The 19408-nt window shown below is 76.0% G+C and carries 14 protein-coding genes and 1 pseudogene; 4 read left to right on the top strand and 11 right to left on the bottom strand.

Going from position 1 to position 19408, the window contains the following annotated elements:
• Positions 1-2565: a trehalose-phosphatase gene (gene otsB, locus ACIBPB_RS22790; RefSeq protein ID WP_357318757.1), complete on the top strand. Its 2565-nt coding sequence runs from the start codon at positions 1-3 to the stop codon at positions 2563-2565.
• 80 nt (positions 2566-2645) lie between these two features.
• Here otsB and cobA read toward each other — a convergent pair whose 3' ends face one another.
• From cobA to cobC, 3 genes are all read right to left on the bottom strand, one after another.
• The gene (cobA, locus tag ACIBPB_RS22785) at positions 2646-4016 is read right to left on the bottom strand and encodes a uroporphyrinogen-III C-methyltransferase (protein WP_396841499.1); all 1371 of its coding nucleotides are present in this window, start codon (positions 4014-4016) and stop codon (positions 2646-2648) included.
• 76 nt (positions 4017-4092) lie between these two features.
• Positions 4093-5166: a nicotinate-nucleotide--dimethylbenzimidazole phosphoribosyltransferase gene (cobT, locus tag ACIBPB_RS22780; protein ID WP_396841557.1), complete on the bottom strand. Its 1074-nt coding sequence runs from the start codon at positions 5164-5166 to the stop codon at positions 4093-4095.
• On the bottom strand, positions 5166-6293 hold the full coding sequence (cobC, locus tag ACIBPB_RS22775; RefSeq protein ID WP_396841498.1) for an Rv2231c family pyridoxal phosphate-dependent protein CobC: 1128 nt from the start codon (positions 6291-6293) through the stop codon (positions 5166-5168). The genes cobT and cobC overlap by 1 nt, the downstream gene beginning before the upstream one ends.
• A 133-nt stretch (positions 6294-6426) precedes the next feature.
• On the opposite strand from cobC, the gene ACIBPB_RS22770 reads away from it, so the two are divergent.
• Entirely contained in the window at positions 6427-8559 is a 2133-nt protein-coding gene (locus tag ACIBPB_RS22770) for a transglycosylase domain-containing protein (protein WP_396841497.1), read from the top strand.
• A gap of 108 nt (positions 8560-8667) precedes the next feature.
• Here ACIBPB_RS22770 and ACIBPB_RS22765 read toward each other — a convergent pair whose 3' ends face one another.
• Positions 8668-9237 (bottom strand): GNAT family N-acetyltransferase, encoded by a 570-nt coding sequence (locus tag ACIBPB_RS22765; RefSeq protein WP_046566243.1) that lies wholly within the window; start codon positions 9235-9237, stop codon positions 8668-8670.
• Positions 9234-10871: a cobyrinate a,c-diamide synthase gene (locus ACIBPB_RS22760; protein WP_396841496.1), complete on the bottom strand. Its 1638-nt coding sequence runs from the start codon at positions 10869-10871 to the stop codon at positions 9234-9236. The genes ACIBPB_RS22765 and ACIBPB_RS22760 overlap by 4 nt, the downstream gene beginning before the upstream one ends.
• Positions 10872-11005: 134 nt before the next feature.
• On the opposite strand from ACIBPB_RS22760, the gene ACIBPB_RS22755 reads away from it, so the two are divergent.
• Entirely contained in the window at positions 11006-11818 is an 813-nt protein-coding gene (locus ACIBPB_RS22755; protein ID WP_396841495.1) for an SURF1 family protein, read from the top strand.
• A gap of 151 nt (positions 11819-11969) precedes the next feature.
• Here the strand turns inward: ACIBPB_RS22755 and ACIBPB_RS22750 are convergent, their stop codons facing one another.
• The 4 genes from ACIBPB_RS22750 to ACIBPB_RS22735 form a co-directional block, all read right to left on the bottom strand.
• Complete coding sequence (locus ACIBPB_RS22750; RefSeq protein WP_396841556.1) at positions 11970-13550, bottom strand: ATP-dependent DNA ligase; 1581 nt, start codon at positions 13548-13550, stop codon at positions 11970-11972.
• Between the two features lie 141 nt (positions 13551-13691).
• On the bottom strand, positions 13692-13898 hold the full coding sequence (locus ACIBPB_RS22745; protein WP_357318566.1) for a hypothetical protein: 207 nt from the start codon (positions 13896-13898) through the stop codon (positions 13692-13694).
• Between the two features lie 128 nt (positions 13899-14026).
• Positions 14027-15391, bottom strand: coding sequence for a dipeptidase (locus ACIBPB_RS22740; RefSeq protein WP_396841494.1), 1365 nt, complete (start codon positions 15389-15391; stop codon positions 14027-14029).
• Positions 15392-15412: 21 nt separating this feature from the next.
• A complete protein-coding gene (locus ACIBPB_RS22735) occupies positions 15413-16078 on the bottom strand; it encodes a uridine kinase (RefSeq protein WP_396841493.1) in 666 nt (221 codons plus the stop codon).
• Positions 16079-16210: 132 nt separating this feature from the next.
• Here ACIBPB_RS22735 and ACIBPB_RS22730 point away from each other — a divergent pair, with 132 nt between their 5' ends.
• A complete protein-coding gene (locus tag ACIBPB_RS22730) occupies positions 16211-16612 on the top strand; it encodes a rhodanese-like domain-containing protein (protein WP_396841555.1) in 402 nt (133 codons plus the stop codon).
• A 102-nt stretch (positions 16613-16714) separates the two neighbouring features.
• On the opposite strand, the gene ACIBPB_RS22725 is transcribed toward ACIBPB_RS22730, so the two are convergent.
• Both ACIBPB_RS22725 and ACIBPB_RS22720 read right to left on the bottom strand, forming a co-directional pair.
• Positions 16715-18253, bottom strand: coding sequence for a cobyric acid synthase (locus ACIBPB_RS22725; RefSeq protein WP_396841492.1), 1539 nt, complete (start codon positions 18251-18253; stop codon positions 16715-16717).
• A gap of 173 nt (positions 18254-18426) precedes the next feature.
• Positions 18427-19395, bottom strand: a pseudogene (locus ACIBPB_RS22720) (cobalamin biosynthesis protein); the annotation flags it as partial.
• Between the last annotated feature and the right edge of the window lie 13 nt (positions 19396-19408).

Raw genomic sequence — 19408 nt, 5'->3', positions numbered from 1 at the left:
ATGCTGGACCCCGAGCTGCGCGCCGCCATCGGCCGGATCGCGCGCGTCCCGCAGCTCCTGGTCGCCTGTGACTACGACGGCACCCTCGCGCCGATCGTCGAGGACCCGAGCAAGGCCGTACCGCTGCCCGAGTCGGTGGCCGCGGTCCGCGCCCTCGCGTCGCTGCCGCAGACCAGCGTCGCGGTGGTCTCCGGCCGCGCGCTGCGCGACCTGGCCACGCTCTCCCGGCTGCCCAGCGAGGTCCACCTGGTCGGCAGCCACGGCTCCGAGTTCGACATCGGCTTCGTGGAGCGGCTCACCCCCGAGCTGATCGCGGTCCGCGCCCGGCTCCGCGCCGAGCTGCGCGAGATCGCCGCCGCGCACCCGGGCATCCGGCTGGAACGCAAGCCGGCCAGCGTGGCCGTACACACCCGGGGGGTCGACCCGCAGGTCGCCGCGGCGGCCGTCGAGGCCGTCCGCAACGGCCCGGCCACCTGGGAGGACGTCACCGTCACCCAGGGCAAGGAGGTCATCGAGCTGTCGGTGGTGGCCACCCACAAGGGCACCGCCGTCGACCAGCTCCGCACCCAGCTCGCGGCGAGCGCGGTGCTCTTCATCGGCGACGACGTCACCGACGAGAACGCCTTCGGCAACCTGCACGGGCCGGACGTCGGCATCAAGATCGGCCCGGGCGAGACCCGGGCCGACTACCGGGTGGCCGAGCCGATCGAGGCGGCCCGGGCGCTCGGCCTGCTGCTGGAGACCCGGCGGCACTGGCTCTTCGGCGAGCGGGCGGTGCCGATCGAGCGGCACTCGATGCTGGCCAACGGGCGGACCGTCGCGCTGGTCACCCCGGCCGCCAAGGTCACCTGGCTGTGCCACCCGAAGCCCGACTCCGCGGCGATCTTCGCCGACCTGGTCGGCGGCAGCCCGGCCGGGCACTTCACCGTGGGCCCCGAGCGCGCCGGCATCCCGCTCGGCCAGCGCTACCGCAGCAACACCATGACGGTGGAGACCCGCTGGTCCGGGCTGACCGTGACGGACTGGCTGGACCTGCCCGCGCGGGAGACCACCCCGGACGGCCCGGCCGTCGTCACCGGCGACTCGACGCTGGTCCGGGTGCTCAGCGGCACCGGCCGGGTCCGGGTCGAGTTCGCCCCGCGGCCGGAGTTCGGCCAGGTGGCCGTGCAGCTCCAGCCGCTCGACGACGGGCTGCTGGTGCTCGGCTCCAACGAACCGGCCGCCCTTTACTCCCCCGGCGTCGAGTGGGAGGTCACCAACGACGGCGGGTACGAGTCCGCCAAGGCCGTGGTGGATCTCGCCGCGGCCGGCGGCCAGGTCGTGCTGGAGCTGCGCTTCGGCACGCACAGCCTGGAGCACCACCGGGTGCCGATCCACGAGCGGCAGGCCGCCGCCGAGCAGCCCTGGAAGGACTGGGTCGGCACGCTGCGGCTGCCGACCACCGCCCGGGACCTGGTGGCCCGCAGCGCGCTCACCCTGCGCGGGCTCTGCCACGAGCCGACCGGCTCGATCCTCGCCGCCGCGACCACCTCGCTCCCCGAGGAACTGGGCGGGGTCCGCAACTGGGACTACCGCTACTGCTGGCTGCGGGACGCCGCGATGACCGCCCGGGCGCTGGTCGACCTCGGCTCCACCGAGGAGGCGGAGGGCCTGCTCCGCTGGATCGACGGCGTGATCGACCGCACCGGCGGGCACCCGGAGCGGCTGCACCCGCTCTACACCGTCGACGGCTACGAGCTCGGCGCCGAGGCGGTCATCGACACCCTGCCCGGGTACGCCGGCTCCCGGCCGGTCCGGGTCGGCAACCTGGCCAACCACCAGCTCCAGCTCGACGTGTTCGGCCCGGTCGCCGACCTGATCGCCGCGGTGGCCGACGCCCGGGGCTCGGTCCGGGAGGACGAGTGGCGGGTGCTGGAGAACATGGTCGAGGCGGTCCGCCGCCGCTGGCACGAGCCCGACCACGGCATCTGGGAGGCCCGGCTGCCGCCCCGGCACCACGTCTTCTCCAAGGTGATGCTCTGGATGACCGTGGACCGGGCGCTGCACGTGGTACGCCAGCACGGTGGCGAGGACCGGCCGGACTGGGTGGAGCTGCGCGACCGGATCGCCGACAACGTGCTGGAGCACGGCTGGCACCCGGAGGCGGAGGCCTACAGCGTCGCCTACGGGTACGAGGAGATGGACGCCTCGTCGCTCTGGATCGGCATCTCCGGCCTGCTCGCCGGCGACGACCCGCGCTTCCTCTCCACGGTGCTGAAGATCGAGGCGGAGCTGCGCAGCGGCCCGGTCGTCTACCGCTACCACTGGGACGACGGCCTGCCCGGCCGGGAGGGCGGCTTCCACATCTGCACGGCGTGGCTGATCGAGGCGTACCTGCGCACCGGCCGGCGCAGTGACGCCGAGGAGCTGTTCACCCAGATGATCGACACGGCGGGCCCCACCGGGCTGCTCCCCGAGCAGTACGACCCGCTCGCCGAACGCGGCCTGGGCAACCACCCCCAGGCGTACAGCCACCTGGGCCTGATCCGCTGCGCCCTGATGCTCGACAACATGCTCAAGCAGTAACCCTCAGCGGCGGCCGCCCGCGCCGTTGCGCATGAAGTTGTGGTCACCCGCACCGCCGCGGCGTGACCACAACTTCATGATCAGCCCTCGGCGTCCTCCGCCGGGGCGGCGCCGGCCGGTGGGGTGAGGGCGTGGACGACGTCGCCGATGACCACGATGGCCGGTGGGCGGAGGGCGGCGGCGGCCACGTCGGCGGCCACCGCGCCCAGCGTGGAGCGCAGGGTCCGCTGGCCGCTGGTGGTGCCCTCCTGGATCACCGCGGCCGGGGTCCGCGCCGGCCTGCCGTGCGCCACGAGGGTGGCGCTGATCGCGGCGAGGTTCTTCAGGCCCATCAGGATCACCAGGGTGCCGCGCAGGCCGGCCAGCGCGTCCCAGCGGACCAGCGAGGCCGGCGAGTCGGGCGCGACGTGTCCGGAGACCACGGTGAACTCGTGCGCCACCGCCCGGTGGGTGACCGGCACACCGGCCACCGCGGGCACCGCGACCGCGCTGGTCACCCCGGGCACCACGGTCACCGGCACGCCCGCCGCGGCGCAGGCCAGCAGCTCCTCGCCGCCCCGACCGAAGACGTACGGGTCGCCGCCCTTGAGCCGTACCACGACCTTCCCGGCCAGGGCCCGGTCGACCAGGATCCGGTTGATCTCCTCCTGGGCGCGGGACGGCCCGTACGGGATCTTGGAGGCGTCGACCAGCTCGACGTCCGGGCGCAGCTCGTCCAGGAGCAGCCCGGGGACCAGCCGGTCGGCGACCACCACGTCGGCCTCGGTGAGCAGCCGCCAACCCTTCAGGGTGATCAGCTCGGGGTCGCCGGGCCCGGCACCGACCAGCGCCACCCGACCTCCGGCCGTCCCGGCCGGCACGGCCGAACCACCAGGGACGGCCGGATCATCAGGCGCGGCCAGGTCACCCGGCGCGGCCGAGCCACCCGGCGCAGCAGGGCCACCCGGCGCGGCAGGGCCACCGGGCGCGGCCGGGAGCCCACTCCGGGCCGCGAGTAGCTCGCGGACCGCGTCGCGGACGGCCATCGCGCGGCGCGGGTCGCCGCCGCCCAGCACGGCCACGGTGACCGGGCCGTGCCGGGTCACCGCCGGGGTCCACGCGGAGGCCGCCGCCCGGTCGTCGGCGCGGACGCAGAAGACCCGGCGTTCGGCGGCGGCGGCGCTGACCGCCGCCGCGGCCATCCGGTCGTCGATGGCCACCTGGACCAGCCAGGCGCCGTCCAGGTCCTCGGGGACGAACCGGCGCGCCGCCCAGTGCAGCCGGCCGGCGTCGGCGTGCGCCCGCAGCGCCGGGGTCAGCTCGGGGGCGACCAGCAGGACGTCCGCGCCGGCGTCGAGCAGCGCCGGCACCCGCCGGGTGGCCACCGCTCCCCCGCCCACCACGACCACCCGGCGGCCGGCCAGCCGCAGCCCGAGGGGGTACGGGTTGCCGGCACCGCCCGGCGTACTCACGCCGCCGCCTCGGGCGAGGCGGGGTGCGGTCGCGGGGCCACGCCGTGGGCCGCCCGCGACCAGCCTGCTGCCCCGCTCACTTCTCGGCCACCCCGGCCGAGTCGAAGGTGGCCACCTCGTGCAGCACCCGGACCGCCCCGGTCACCACCGGCAGCGCGAGCAGCGCGCCGGTGCCCTCGCCGAGACGCAGCCCGAGGTCGACCAGGGGTTCGAGGTCGAGGTGCCGCAGCGCCACGGTGGCACCCGGCTCGGCGGACCGGTGGCCGGCGATCATCGCGCCGACCGCGTCCGGGGCGAAGGCGGCGGCGGCGAGCGCGGCGCTGACCGCGATCACCCCGTCCAGCAGCACCGGCACCCGGCGGGCGGCGGCACCGAGGATCAGCCCGGCCAGCGCCGCGTGCTCCAGCCCGCCGACGGCGGCCAGCACGCCCAGCGGGTCGGTCGGGTCGGGGGCGTGCCGTGCCAGCGCCGCCCGCACCACGCCGACCTTCCGGGCGTACGTCTCGTCGTCCACCCCGGTGCCGCGCCCGGTGACCTCGGCCGGGTCGGCGCCGGTGAACGCGGCGACCAGCGCGGCGGCCGGGGTGGTGTTGCCGATGCCCATGTCGCCGGTGAGCAGGATGCCCGCCCCGGCGTCGACCAGGTCCCCGGCGACCCGGATGCCGATCTCCACCGCGGCCCGGGCCTCGTCCCGGGTGAGCGCGGCGGTGCCGGTCATGTCCCGGGTGCCGGTCCGGACGTTCGCCGCCACCAGCCGGGGGCCGGCGGCACCCGGGGCGGCCGGGTCCACCGGCAGCGGGGTGGCCACCCCGACGTCGACCACGGTGACCGAGGCGCCGGCCTGCCGGGCGAACGCGTTGACCACCGCGCCGCCGGCCAGGAAGTTGCCGATCATCTGGGCGGTGACCTCCTGCGGCCACGGGGTGACGCGCTGGGCGTGCACGCCGTGATCACCGGCGAAGATCGCCACCGCGGCCGGCTCGGGCAGCGGCGGCGGGCAGTTGCCGGCCAGCCCGGCGAGGCGGACCGACAGGGGCTCCAGGGCGCCCAGCGAGCCGGCCGGCTTGGTGAGCCGTCCCTGTAGTTCCCGCGCCGCCGCCATGGCGGCCTCGTCCAGCGGTCGGACCGCCGCGACGGTGGATTCCAGCATCATGCCTCCAGGATCTCGGCCAGCACGTCGATGAACGCGTCGGTCGTCGCCGGATCGCGCACCGCGATCCGTAGCCAGTCCGGGCCCAGCCCGGGAAAGGTGTCGCCCCGGCGGACCGCCCAGCCACGCTCGCGCAGCCGCTCCCGGACCTGGTCGGCGCCGGGCCGGTGGACCAGGACGAAGGCGCTGGCCGGGCGGCCCGCGACGCGTACGCCGGGCAGGGCGGAGAGGCGCGCCACCAGGTGCTCGCGGTCGGCGGCGAGCCCGGCGGCGATGGCGCGCTCGGCCGCGACCGCGGCCGGGGAGGCGCAGGCGGTGGCGGCGGCGAGCGCCGGGGTGGAGACCGCCCAGAGCGGCTGGGCGGCGGCGAGCCGGTCGAGCAGCGCCGCCTCGCCGAGCAGGTAGCCGACGCGCAGCCCGGCCAGCCCCCAGGTCTTGGTGAGGCTGCGCACCACCAGGAGACCGGGCAGGTCCCGGCGGTCGGCGAGGGACTCGGGCTCGCCCTCGACGCCGGGGGCCAGGGTGGTGTCGGCGAACGCCTCGTCGACGACCAGCGTCCGGCCGGGTCGGGCCAGTTCGGCGAGCGCGCCGGCCGGGTGCAGCACGGAGGTCGGGTTGGTGGGGTTGCCGACGATCACCAGATCGGCGTCGGCGGGCACCCGGGCCGGGTCGAGGCGGAAGTCCTCGGCCGGGTCGAGCAGCACCCGCTCGACGGCGTGCCCGGCGGCGCGCAGGGCGGCCTCCGGCTCGGTGAACTGCGGGTGCACCACCACCGGCCGGCGGGCGTCGCGCAGCGCCCGGGCGATCAGCACGAAGCCCTCGGCCGCGCCGGCGGTGAGGAGCACCTCCTCCGGGGGGCGCCGGTGCCGGGCGGCGACGGCGGCGCGGGCCGGCGCCGGGTCGGGGTACGCGGCCAGCCCGCCCAGCGCGGCGACCAGCGGGTCGGCCAGCCAGTCGGGCATCGGGGCGCGGCGCACGTTGACCGCCAGGTCCACCAGGCCCGGGGTGGCCTCGGCGTCCCCGTGGTGGCCGAGGTCCGGCTCGACGGCTGCCGGTCGCGGCGCGCCGCGCTGGGGTTGCCGTACGTCCGGCCCGGCTTCGGTCGTTCCGGTCAGCTGAGCACGCATGTCCGCGATCCTGCCGGGAAGGCGACGCCCGGGACAGCAGGTCCCGGCGTGGGCCGCGTCACCACCGCGCCACCCGGTCGCCCGTTTATGAATTCTTCTCATTTCTGAATCGGAAATGTCATAGCTTGACCCTGTGAGCAACCGACCCCTTGCCTCCGCCGGTCGTGCCATTCCTCTCCTCCGCGCCGGGCTGATCGCCGGCATCGTGGTCGCCGCCGCGGCGTACCCACTCGCCGCCGTCACCGGCCTCGGCGCCAAGGCCACCGCGCACGCCGTGCAGCAGAAGACGGACATCCTGAAGACCGCGCTGCCCGCCGAGACGTCCTACGTCTACGCGCCGGACGGCAAGACCGTGCTGACCATGTTCTACGAGGAGTACCGGCAGTACACCAAGATCGAGGACATGTCGCCGAACATCCAGCAGGCGATCGTGGCCGCCGAGGACAACCGCTTCTACCAGCACCACGGCGTCGACCCGAAGGGCGTCGCCCGCGCCTTCGTCTCCAACGCCCGCTCCGGCGGGGTCTCCCAGGGCGCCTCCACCATCACCATGCAGTACGTCCGGATGGCCCTGCGGGACAGCGCCAAGACGCCGAAGGAGGTCCAGGAGGCCACCCAGCAGACCAGCCTGCGCAAGGTCAAGGAAATGCGGATGGCGCTGGACATCGAGAAGCACCTGACCAAGGAGCAGATCCTCGAGCGCTACCTCAACTCGGCCTACTTCGGCCACCGGGCGTACGGCATCTACGCGGCCTCGCAGATCTTCTTCTCCAAGACCCCGGCCACCCTCAGCCCGGTCGAGGCGGCCACCCTCGCCGGCCTGGTCAAGTCGCCCTCGGAGTACGACCCGATCACCTCGGACCAGAAGGACGCCACCGCCCGGCGCAACTATGTGCTCGACAACATGGCCCGCCTCGGCTACCTGTCGCCCAACGCCGCCACCGCGGCCAAGGCCGAACCGATCCGGCTCAAGCTCACCGACCCGCCGAACGACTGCGCCTCGATCGACGACAAGTACCGCACCTGGGGCTTCTACTGCGACTACCTGAAGAACTGGTGGAGCGCCCAGCCGGCGTTCGGCGAGAACCGGCTGGAACGGATGGACAAGCTACGCCGCGGCGGCTACCGGATCGTGCTGGCCCTCGACCCGAAGATCCAGGCGGCGGCCGAGAAGAACGTGGGCGCCAAGGACAACACCGGCAGCCCCTTCGCCAACGGCGTGGTGGTCGCCGAACCGGGCACCGGGCGGATCAAGGCGATGTCGGTGAACCGCACCTACTCGCTGGACCTCAGCCAGAACGGGCCCAGCTCCAACCCCGAGGCCGGCCCCAAGGTCAAGGCCAACTATCCGAACACGGTCGCGCCACTGCTCGGCGGCGGCACCCTCCCGGGCTATCAGGCGGGATCGACGTTCAAGATGTTCCCGATGCTCGCCGCGCTCAACGCCGGCATGCCACTGTCCACCGCGTTCGACTCGCCGTACCGGTACAAGTCCGCCGTGTACGACGGCTGGGCCCCGTCCAACGCCAGCGGCGCGATGACCGGCCGGCAGACCATGTGGTCCGGCTTCGGCAAGTCGGTCAACACGTACTTCGTGCAGCTCGAGGAGAAGGTCGGCGCGGACACGGGCGTACGCCTCGCCGAACAGCTCGGCCTGCGCTGGCGTACCGACGTGGACCGGGACCAGGCGTCACCGGGCAAGGCGAAGAAGTGGGGCGCGTTCACCCTGGGCGTCTCCGACGCCACCCCGCTGGAGATGGCCAACGCGTACGCGGCCGTGGCCGCCGACGGGCGGTACTGCGAGGCGATCCCGGTGAACTCGATCATGAACCGGGACGGCACGCCGGCCACGTACACCACCCCGGGCGGGGTGCAGCGCGAGGTCGCCAAGCCGCGCTGCCGGCAGGTGGTCAGCGCGGACGCGGCCCGGGCGGCCACCGACGCGGCCCGCTGCCCGACCGGTGACACCCCGGCCAAGGGCAGCTGCGGCGGCTGGTCGACCGCGGACAGCGTCCGGGGCACGGTCGGCCGGCCGGTCGCCGGCAAGACGGGTACCACCGACAGCACCCGGTCCGCCTGGTTCGTCGGCTACACCCCGGAACTGGCCGCGGCGAGCTTCATCGCCGACCCGGACAACCCGTTCAACGCCGTCGGCGACGGCCAGTCCCAGATCCCGGTGAACGCGGTCGCGATGACCCTGCGGGACGCCCTGAAGGGCCAACCCACCCGCCAGTTCACCCCGCCGTCGGACCAGATCGTCGGCTGACCCACCCTGGACCGCCCGGGGGTGCGCCCGGGTTAGTGGATCAAGAGGTTTGCGCGCGGGATCACCCGATACCCGCGGGCAGACCTCTTGATCAACTCTTGCGGACCGTCAGCGCAGGTCGGCCGCGACGAACGACCACAGTTCCAGGTCGACCCGGGCGCCCCGGACGAAGCCGGCGTTGCGCAGCAACCCCTCGTAGCTGAAGCCGGCCTTCTCCGCCACCCGCCGGGAGGCCACGTTCCCCGGCGCCACCCGCAGCTCCACCCGCTGGAAGCCGTGCTCCAGGATCAACGCGATGGCCAGCGCGTCCACCGCCTCGGCGGCCAGGCCGTAGCCACGGGCGTCCGGGGCGATCGCGTACGACACCTCGGTGAGCCGGGCGCCCCAGTCGGTGCGCCGGGTCCACAGGCAGCCGACCACCCGCTGGTCCTCCCGGCGGAGCACCCCGTAGTGGTCGCCCTCCCCGCTGTCCCGCCGCTGCCGGGCCAGCTCGGTGCACCAGGCCCGGCCGTCGATCTGCCCGGACGACTCGGCCAGCGGCAGCCACCGCTGGGTCTGCCGGTCGGCGAAGACCGCGTCGACCGCGTCGGCGTCGGCCGCCGCCAGCGGGCGGACCTCGGTGCGCGGGGTGGAGACGGTCAGCGCCGGGAAGCGGCGCACGGCGACCTGCCCGATCACGCCGTGGCCTCCGCCGGAACCAGGGCCGCCGCGACCAGCCGGGCCGCGATCTCCGGGTACGCGGCCCAGTGCGGCACGAGCTGCGAGGCGTGCACGCCCCGCCAGACGAAGCCCTCCGGCGAGCCACCCTCCCAGCTCCACGCGGCCCGCTCGCCGGCCCGCGGGGTGAGCACCGCGGCGTGCTGCTTGTGCCCGACCACGGTGGCCCCGGCCGGCGCCACCACGCTGTCGGTGCGCGCGGTCGCCGCCCGGTAGCCGATCACCAGGCCGTCCCGGCTGGCGCCCACCGCGTCCAGCACCCCGCACATCGGCAACCCGTCCAGCTCCCGAGCCAGCCAGAGCAGGCCGGCGCCCTCGGCGATCACCGGCCGGCCGGTACGCGCCAGCTCGGCCACGGCAATGCAGAGCCGGCGGTTGGCGGAGAGCCGTTCCGCGTACGTCTCGGGGAGGCCGCCGCCGACGACCAGCGCGCGGGTCCCGGCGGGCAGGGCCTCGTCGCGCAGCGGGTCGACGATGACCACCTCGGCGCCCGCGGCGCGCAGCAGCTCGGCGGTCTCCGGATGGCTGTAGCTGCCGCCCGGGCCGCCGGCCAGCGCCACCACCGGCCGCTCCCCGGCCGGCGCTGCTCGGCCGGACGTCGTCCCGCCGGGCACGGTTCCGGTGTCGGCGGCTGCGGTCGGCGCGGCTCCGTCGGGCGTCATTCCGCCCGGCGCGGCTCCGTTGGAGGCGGCTCCGTCGGGCGTCGTTCCGCCCGGCGCGGCTCCGTCGGCGGCGGCTGCGGTCGGCGCGGCTCCGCCCGGCGCCGTTCCGCCGGGCGCGGCTCCGTTGGACGCCGCTCCGGCGGGCGGGGACCCATCAGACGCGGCTCCGGCGGGCGGGGCTCCGTTGGACGCGGCTCCGGTCGGCTGCGGCGACCACGGCGTGACGGTCAGCTCCGGGGCCGAGCCGGCCAGCGCCAGCAGCCGGTCCAGGTCGACGGTGGCGGTGACCGCCTCGCCGAGCCGGCGCACCGCGCGTTCCGCCTCGGGGTCCCGCTGGACGACCGGGACCATGCCGTGCCGCCGGGCGGGCAGCACCGGGGGCAGCTCGTGGCGGCGCAGCGCGCCGTAGACCGGCACGCCGACGTCGTCGAGCGCCTCGCGCAGCATCGCCTCGTGCCGGGGCGACGCCACCCGGTTGAGGATCACCCCGCCCAGCCACAGCTGCTCGTCGTACGCCCGGAAGCCGTGCACCAGGGCGGCCACCGACTGGCCCATCGCGGCCACGTCCACCACCAGCACCACCGGGCTGCGCAGCGCGGTGGCCACGGCGGCGGTGGACTCGGTCTCGGGGTGACCGGAGATCGAGTCGTAGAGCCCCATGGTGCCCTGCACCAGCGCGAACCCCGCCCCGCTCGCGCCGTGCGCGAAGAGCGGCGCGATCCGCTCGGGGCCGACCAGCCGCGGGTCCAGCACCCGCCCCGGACGACCGGCCGCCAGCCCCAGGTAGGCCGCGTCCACCTGATCCGGCCCGATCTTGAAGCCGGCCACGTCCAGTCCGCGGTCGGCGAGGGCGGCGAGCAGGCCGAGCGAGAGGGCTCCGGTGCCGTGCCCCGAGGAGGGGGCACTCAGCACCACGCGCGGCACGACGGTCATCATCGACTCCTGGTCCGGGTGGTTTCCGCCCGCGTGACCATACCCGCCCGAGCCGACACGTGGCGGCCGCCGGCCGGCCCGATTCGGGCCGGCGCAGCTCAGTGGCGCCGCTCATACGGGTAGCCTTGGCCAACGTGTACCGGTTCCTGCTGACCCCGCGCTGGCTTGGCTATCTCGCGCTGACCCTGGTCGCCGCCGCGGTGATGGTGTTCCTCGGCAACTGGCAGCTGGACCGCTACCGGGGCCGCACGGCGGTCAACGAACGGATCGACGCGGGCGCCACGATGAGCCCGGCCCCGCTGCACGACGCCCTGCCCGCCCCCACCGGTGGGCCCGGCAGCACCGGCCCGGCCCCCGCCGAGCGGGTCACCTGGACCAAGGTGACCGCCACCGGCCGGTACGACACCGCCAACGTGGTCCTGGTCCGCGGCCGGACCGTCGACAACAAGGTGGGCTTCGAGGTGCTCACCCCGCTGGTCCTCGCCGACGGCACGGCGGTGCTGGTCGACCGGGGCTGGATCCCAACGGCCCCCGGTGCCGGCGCCACCGCCCAGCCGTCGGTGCCGGCCGCGCCGGCCGGCGACGTGACGCTCACCGGCCGGGTGGTGCCCAGCGAGAGCGGCGGCACCGTCGGCCGGCGCGACGGCAAGCTGGAGACCCGGCGGATCAGCGTGGCGCGGATCGCGAAGCAGCTGCCCTACCCGGTGGCCGGCGGCTACGTCCTGCTCGACGAGCAGACGCCGGCCGCCGACCCGGCCTTCCAGGCGGTCCCGATCGGGCACACCAACAACTGGCAGAACTTCGGCTACGTGGTCCAGTGGTGGATCTTCGCGGCCATGAGCCTGGTCGGCTACGGCTGGGTGGCCCGGCGCGAGGCCCGCCGGCTGGCCGGCCTCGACGGCCCGCGCCAGCCCGTCGACCGGGCCGCCGAACCGACCCCCGCCTGACGGCCCCGCACCTGCCCCGGCCGGCCCCTCGACCACCCCGCCCCGGTCGACCCCGCGCCAGTCCCGGCCGGCCCCTCGACCACCCGTCCCGGCCCGCCGCGATCGTCCGTCCCGACCGACCCCGAACACCCGTCCCGGCCGGTCCCGGGGATCAGCCGACCCGGCCGGCGTGGATGGCCCGGACCGCGTCGATCGTGTCCGCCTCGGCGGCGGTCTTGTCGTGCCGGTAGCGCACCACCCGGGCGAAGCGCAGCGCCATCCCACCCGGGTAGCGGCTGCTCGTCTGCACCCCGTCGAAGGCGATCTCGACCACCTGCTCCGGCCGGACCCGGACCACCCAGTCGCCCTTCTCGACCGCCAGGTCGAGGAAGCGCTCGGTCTGCCAGCGCAGCAACTCGTCGGTGAGCCCCTTGAACGTCTTGCCGAGCATGACGAACTCGCCGGTGTGCGGATCCCGCGCGCCCAGGTGCAGGTTGGACAGCCAGCCCTGCCGGCGGCCGCTGCCCCACTCCACCGCCAGCACCACGAGGTCCAGGGTGTGCCGGGGCTTCACCTTCACCCAGGCGGTGCCGCGCCGCCCGGCGTCGTACGGGGCGGCCGGGTCCTTGACCACCACCCCCTCCTGGCCGGCGTCGATCGCCGCGGCGAAGGCGGCGCCGGCCTGCTCCGGGCCGTCCACCTCCAGCCGGCCCACCAGCAGGGTCGGGTCGACCGCGCCGGCCAGCGCCGCCCACCGCTCCCGGCCGGGCAGGTCGATCAGGTCGGCACCGTCCAGGTGCAGCAGGTCGAAGAAGTACGGCGTGAGCACCGTGTCGCCGGTGCGCTCGGCGGCGGCGAGCACCGCGGGCGCCACCGGGGTGCGGCCGGTGGTGCTGGGCGTGGTGCGCCGGGCGGCCCGGCTGGACGTCTCCTGGAACGGCAGCGGCCGCCCCTCGGCGTCGAGCCCGATCGCCTCGCCGTCGAGCACCAGCTCCCGCGCGGGCAGCGCGCGCACGGCGGCCACCACCTCGGGCAGCCGGGTGGTGATCTCGTCGAGGCTGCGGGTGAACACGGCGATGTCCTGCCCGGACCGGTGCACCTGGATGCGGATGCCGTCGAGCTTGACGTCGACCACCGCCGGGGTGCCGGTGGCGGTCAGCGCCTCGTCCACGGTCGGCGCGCTCTGCGCCAGCATCGGTGCCAGCGGGCGGCCCACCTGGAGCCCGAACCCGGCCAGCGCCGCGGCGCCGCCGGAGAGCGCCGCGACCGCCACCGCGCGCAGGTCGCCGGCGAGCAGCAGGGCCCGGCGTACGGCGGTCAGCGGCACCTCGGCGGCCCGGGCCACCGCGTCGGCGAGCAGCCCGGCCTGGGCGCCCTGCCGCAGCTCGCCGCTGAACAGGCCGACCAGCATCCGCTGCTCGTCGGCGGTGGCCGCGGCGAAGAGACGGCCGACCAGCTCGCGCCGGCGGGCCTGCGAGCCGGCGCCCCGGACCGCGGCGAGCTCCGCGACGGCCGCGTCCACCGCGGCCACGGTCAGGGTCGGCTCGGCGGCCGGTGGCGGCAGGTCGCGCAACCCGGCCCAGCCCACCCCGGTCTGTCGTTGGCGCAGCTCACCGGCGAGGTAGCCGGCGCCGGCCGGGACCTCGTCGGGGTCGAGCGAGCGCAACGCCGCGGCGAGCAGCTCCACCTTGGCCCGCCGGCCGCTGGTGGCGCCCACCGCGGCGGAGGTCGCCGCCAGGTCGAGGAACCGCACGTCCCTCATCCTGCCAGCCACCACCGACACGGCGGGCTCTCCCCGGCCGGGCGACGGGTCCCGAAACGCCGCCCGACCGGAGCCACCGCCGACAGGGCCGCCGCCCCCGGACCGGTACGCCCCCGGGCCGGCCCGTGCGGCTCAGGCCGAGACCGGCTCCTCGATCCGCAGACCCCGGCCGCGCACCTCCTCGGCGATCCGGCTGAGCAGCCCGTCGAGCGCGACCAGCGCGGCCGACAGGTCGCCGAGCTGTGCCTTGAGCGTGTCCTCGGGCCACGCGGAGACATCGACGTCCCCCAGAGCGCTGACGGCGGCCTGCAGCCGCGCCATCTCGTCATTCGTACGCATGTACGAGAGGCTATAACACCCCGTCGCCCGACACACCGCAAACTCCGACATCGAGCGCGAAGTTACGGTTCCGACACCTCAGGGCCGATTTCGCGCCCCCCCGTGGCCCGCCGGCCAGCCGTTCCGGACTACCGGCCCGCGCCCGCCTCGGCGACCTTGGCCAGCAGCAGCGCCTCGGCCAGGCAGACCCGCGCGAACTCGCCCAGGTGCAGGCTCTCGTTCGGGCCGTGGGCCCGGGCGTGCGGGTCCTCCACCCCGGTCACCAGGATCGCCGCCTGCGGGAACATCTCCTGGAAGGTGGCGATGAACGGGATCGAGCCGCCGACGCCGATGTCCACCGGGTCGGTGCCGTCCCAGGCGCCCCGGAACGCCGCCCGTGCCGCGTCGAACATCGGGCCGGTGGCGTCGATGACGCACGGTGCGCCGTCGTGCTCGAAGGTCACGCTGACCCGCGCGCCCCACGGGGCGTGCCGCTCCAGGTGGGCGGTGAGCGCCGCGTACGCCTTCTTCGGGTCGTCGCCCGGCGCCAGCCGTACGCTCAGCTTCGCCTTGGCCGACGGGACCAGCGCGTTCGGCGCCTCCCCGGTCGCCGGCGCGTCCACGCCGAGGATGGCCAGCGCCGGCTTCGTCCAGAGCCGGTCGGTGATCCGGCCGGTGCCGAAGAGCTGCACGCCGTCGGCCAGGCCGGCCTCGGCGCGGAACCGCTCCTCCGGGTAGTCGACGGCGGCGCCCTCCCGGCCCACCAGGCCCGCCACGGTCACGTTCCCGGCCTCGTCGTGCAGCGTGCCGAGCAGCTTGACCAGCGCGGTCAGCGCATCCGGGACGGCGCCGCCGAACATCCCGCTGTGCACCGCGTGGTCGAGGGTGCGTACCTCGACGAAGCAGTTGACGATGCCGCGCAGCGAGGTGGTCAGCGCGGGCACGCCGACGTCCCAGTTGGCGGAGTCGGCGATCACGATCACGTCCGAGGCCAGCTCGTCGCGGTGCTCGGCGAGCAGCCGCTCCAGCGAGTCCGAGCCGTACTCCTCCTCGCCCTCGATGAAGAGCACCACCCCGACCGGGAGCCGGTCGCCGAACGCGCGCAGGGCGGCGACGTGCGCCATGATGCCCGCCTTGTCGTCGGCGGCGCCCCGCCCGTAGAGGCGGCCGTCCCGCTCGACCGGCTCGAACGGGTCCGACTCCCACAGCGCGCGGTCGCCGACCGGCTGGACGTCGTGGTGGGCGTACATCAGCACGGTGGGCGCGCCGGGCGGGGCCGGCTTCGTTCCGATCACCGCCGGCTGGCCACCGGAGCGCACGATCTTCGTGTCGAGGCCGCAGCCGCGCAGCAGCTCGGCCACCGCCTCGGCGGAACGCTCGACGTGCGAGTGGTCGAAGCCCTCGAAGGCGATGCCCGGGATGCGGACGAGGCGTTCGAGGTCGGCACGGACTCCGGGCAGTTCACGCTCGACGGCGGCCCGCACCTCGGACTCGGAGATGATCGGTGTGGTCATGACCGGCATCGTATGCCGGCCTTACCGAGGCCACCCCCCGAGCCCGCCGGCCGATGCCGCCGGCGCGCACCGGCGAACGTAGTAGCGGGCCGGGTCGTGCGGCAGGTCGGGGGCGCCGTCGACCACGACGTCCGCCGCCGGTTCGGTGCCGTCGGCCGCGAAGTGCGCCCGCTCCCCCGCGTGCCAGCGGCGCAGCTCGGGCAGGATCTCCGCGCCGTCGCGGACGAGGGCGCGGGCCAGCCGCAGCCCGGCCGGCGCGGTGACGAAGACCGACAGGGTCAGCTCCGGCCGCACCTGGGCCCGCGCGGCGCTCACCCCCTCCACGATCAGCACCGGCCCGGCCGGGACCGGCACCGGCCGGTCCAGGAAGGTGCGGCGCACCCAGCTGTACCGGCGGTAGCCGCCGGGCCGGCCGGCGCGGACCGGCGCGAGCACCCACTCCTCCAGCCGGGGCCAGAAGGTGAGCTGGTCGTCCCAGCCGTCGAGCAGGTCGTCGGTGCGGACCACCGGCGGCCGCCCACCGCCGGGCAGGGCGGCGACGGCGTCCGCGAGGCGGGTCGCGAAGACGCTCTTGCCCGCGCCGCTCGGCCCGTCGACCGCCACCAGGCGGGTACGCCCCAACCGCGCCGGCCCGGCCAGCACCCGCCGGGCCAACCCGGCGTACGCCTCGACCACCGCGACCGTCACCCGGCCGAGGCTAGCCGCCGGGCCGCGTACGCCCGGGGCGTCCCCCGTCCGCTGGATCCTGCGGTGGCGCAGCCCGTTCCCCGGGCGGGGCCGCGTCGCCGGCGTCATCATCGGGTGGTGCTCCATGACGTGATGTGTCCGGGCGTCGACGCCCTGCTGGAACAGGCCCGGGCCGGGCTCCGCCGGCTCACCCCGCACCAGACCGTCGAGGCGGTCCGCAACGGGGCGCTGCTGGTCGACACGCGAACCGAGACGCAGCGCCGCGAGCAGGGCGAGCTGCCGGGCGCGATCGTCATCGACCGGACGGTGCTCGAGTGGCGGCTGGACCCGGCGAGTGACTGGCGGATCCCCGAGGCCACCGGTTACGACCGGGAGATCGTGTTGGTCTGCCGGCAGGGCTACAGCTCCAGCCTGGCCGCCGCCAGCCTGCAGACGCTCGGCCTGCGCCGGGCCACCGACATGATCGGTGGCGTGCAGGGTTGGCGGGAGGCCGGCCTGCCGATGTCCGACCGCCCGGCCGACGTGCGCTACTGAGGACGCGCCGGGGCCGGCTGCCGAGGTGTGGCGGGCGCGATGAAGCTGGCCGGCGAGCGTCGGTGGGGCCGCGCGGACCGGAGCACGCCTCGCTGCCGCGAACTAGTGGGGTGCGCCGGGCGGGATGAACGGCAGGCCCGGCGGCGGGCCGGCCTCGATCAGCCGCCACAGCGCGTCGGTGTCGAGATGCTCCTCGACCAGGTCGCCGAGCAGGTCCAGGGTGCGCTCGCGGGCGGCGGCGAACTCGGTGTCGGGCGCGACCTTGAAGCCGGTACGCCCGGCGAGCCGGGCCACCTCGGTGAGGAACCGGCGGCGGAACTCGTCGGACTCGAACGCGCCGTGCCAGTGGGTGCCGTGCACGGCGCCGAGCCGGGCGCCCTCCCCGGTGCCGTCGGCGTGGCGCAGCAGCGGCGGCAGGGCCGGGTCGGCCGCCGAGACGTACCCGTGGTGGATCTCGTAGCCGTGCACCGGGACGTACCCGTCGGCGGTGCCGCTGGCCCGGCGGACGGTCTTGCGCGGGTCGAAGGTGATCTCGATGGGCAGCAGGCCGAGCCCGGGCACGCTGCCCCGCCGGCTCTCCACCGGATCGTGGATCGCCCGGGCCAGCATCTGGAACCCGCCGCAGATGCCCAGCAGGGGCCGGCCGGCGGCGGCGTGCGCGGTCACGGCGTCGGCCAGCCCGGTCTCCCGCAGCCAGGCCAGGTCGGCCACGGTCGACTTGGACCCGGGCAGCACCACCAGGTCGGCGGCGGCCAGTTCGGCGGGCTCGACGGTCAGCCGGACCCGGACACCGGGCTCGGTCGCGAGGGCCTCCACATCGGTGGCGTTGCTGATCCGGGGCAGCCGGACCACCGCCACGTCGAGCCAGTCGGTGCCGCGTGGCGCGGCCGGCCGGCCCAGCACCCGCCCGTAGGCGAGCGAGTCCTCGGCGTCCAGCCAGAGGTCCAGCTCCCAGGGCAGCACCCCGTAGGCGGGGCGTCCGGTGACCCGGTGCAGCATGTCCAGCCCCGGCTGGAGCAGCCCACGGTCGCCGCGGAACTTGTTGATCACGAAGCCGGCGACGAGGGCCTGGTCGGCCGCGTCGAGCAGGGCCACCGTGCCGAACATCGAGGCGAACACGCCGCCCCGGTCGATGTCACCCACCACGATCGTGGGCAGGCCGGCGTGCCGGGCCAGGCCCATGTTCACGTAGTCGCCGCCCCGCAGGTTGATCTCGGCGGGGCTGCCGGCGCCCTCGCAGATCACCACCTCGTACGCCGCGCGCAGCTCGGCCAGGGCCGCGTAGGCCGTCTCGGCCAGCCGGGGACGCAGCTCGCGGAAGTTGCCCGCGGTGACCGTGTCGACCGCCGCGCCGAGCAGCACCACCTGGCTGGCGTGGTCACTGCCCGGCTTGAGCAGCACCGGGTTGAAGCGCAGGTCGGGGGTGAGCCCGCAGGCCGCGGCCTGCATGGCCTGGGCCCGGCCCAGCTCGCCGCCCCGGCCGTCCGGCCCGACCACGACCGCCGAGTTGTTGGACATGTTCTGCGCCTTGAACGGCGCCACCCGCACCCCACGGCGGTGCAGCCACCGGCAGATGCCGGCGGTGAGCACGCTCTTGCCGGCGTCGGAGGTGGTGCCGGCGACCAGCAGCCCGCCGCTCATCGGCCCGGTCGCCCGGGTGCCGTCGCCGGGGCCGGACCGGGCCGGGGCAGCGCGCCCCGGCGGTGGTCCGCGCTCCGGCGGCCCGCCCCGCCGCGCTGGTCCGGGTCGGGGTGACCTTCCGCCGCGCGGCGCACCGAAAGGCTCGGGTGCGCCGCGGCGCCGGGCCGGTGCCGGCGCAGGCCGCGCAGCGCGGCGCGGCCGGCCACGCCGGCCAGGCGGCCCACGGTCACCGGATACGCCGCGGCGAGACCGAGCGCGGCCAGGCCGACGGCGCCGGAGATCCGGGCGGCGCGGGTCAGGTGCCGGGCCTCGGGACGGGGGCCGTCGCCGAGGAAGGGTCGGGTCTCGGCCCGGCCGAAGTAGACGTTGCGCCCGCCGAGCCGGACGCCGAGCGCCCCGGCCATCGCCGCCTCGCACTGGCCCGCATTGGGACTCGGGTGGTCGTTGCGATCCCGCCGCCACACGTGCAGGGCGGCCCGGCGGTCCCCGTGCGCGACCGGCGCGACGGCGATGGTCAGCAGCCCGGTGAGCCGGGCCGGGGCCAGGTTGAGCAGGTCGTCCAGCCGGGCCGCCGGGGTGCCGAAGCGGGCGTACCGGGGTGAGCGGTGCCCCACCATCGCGTCGAGCGTGTTCGCCGCGCGGTAGCCGAGCAGCCCGGGCAGCCCGGCGACCGCACCCCAGAGCAGCGGGGCGACCACCGCGTCGGAGGTGTTCTCCGCGACCGACTCGACGGTGGCCCGGGCCAACTCCGGCTCGTCCAGCGTCGACGGGTCCCGGCCGCAGAGGTGGTTGAGCCGGCCCCGGGCGGCGGGCAGGTCACCCCGGCGCAGCGCCCGCGCCATCAGCCGCGACTCGTGGCGCAGGGTGCGGCCGCCCAGCACGCTCCAGGTCCCGGCGGCCACCAGCGCCGCGCGGGCCAGCGGCCGCCGCCGGGTGGCCAGGGTCGCGGCGACGCCGAGCAGGACCGGGCCACCCACCGCGAGCGCGGTGAACCCGGCCCCGGCGGTCCGGTCGGGCCGGTAGACCCGCCGCTCCAGCGCGCCGGCGGTCCGGCCGAAGCCGGCCACCGGGTGCCAGCGGCGGGGATCGCCGAGCAGCGAGTCCAGGGCGTACCCCGCCACCAGCCCCGCCGCGTTCGCCATGGCGTCCGCCTGC

It is taken from the genome of Micromonospora sp. NPDC049836, from assembly GCF_044465125.1.
Classification (GTDB): Bacteria; Actinomycetota; Actinomycetes; order Mycobacteriales; family Micromonosporaceae; genus Micromonospora.
This window is presented reverse-complemented; position numbering and strand designations above follow the sequence as displayed.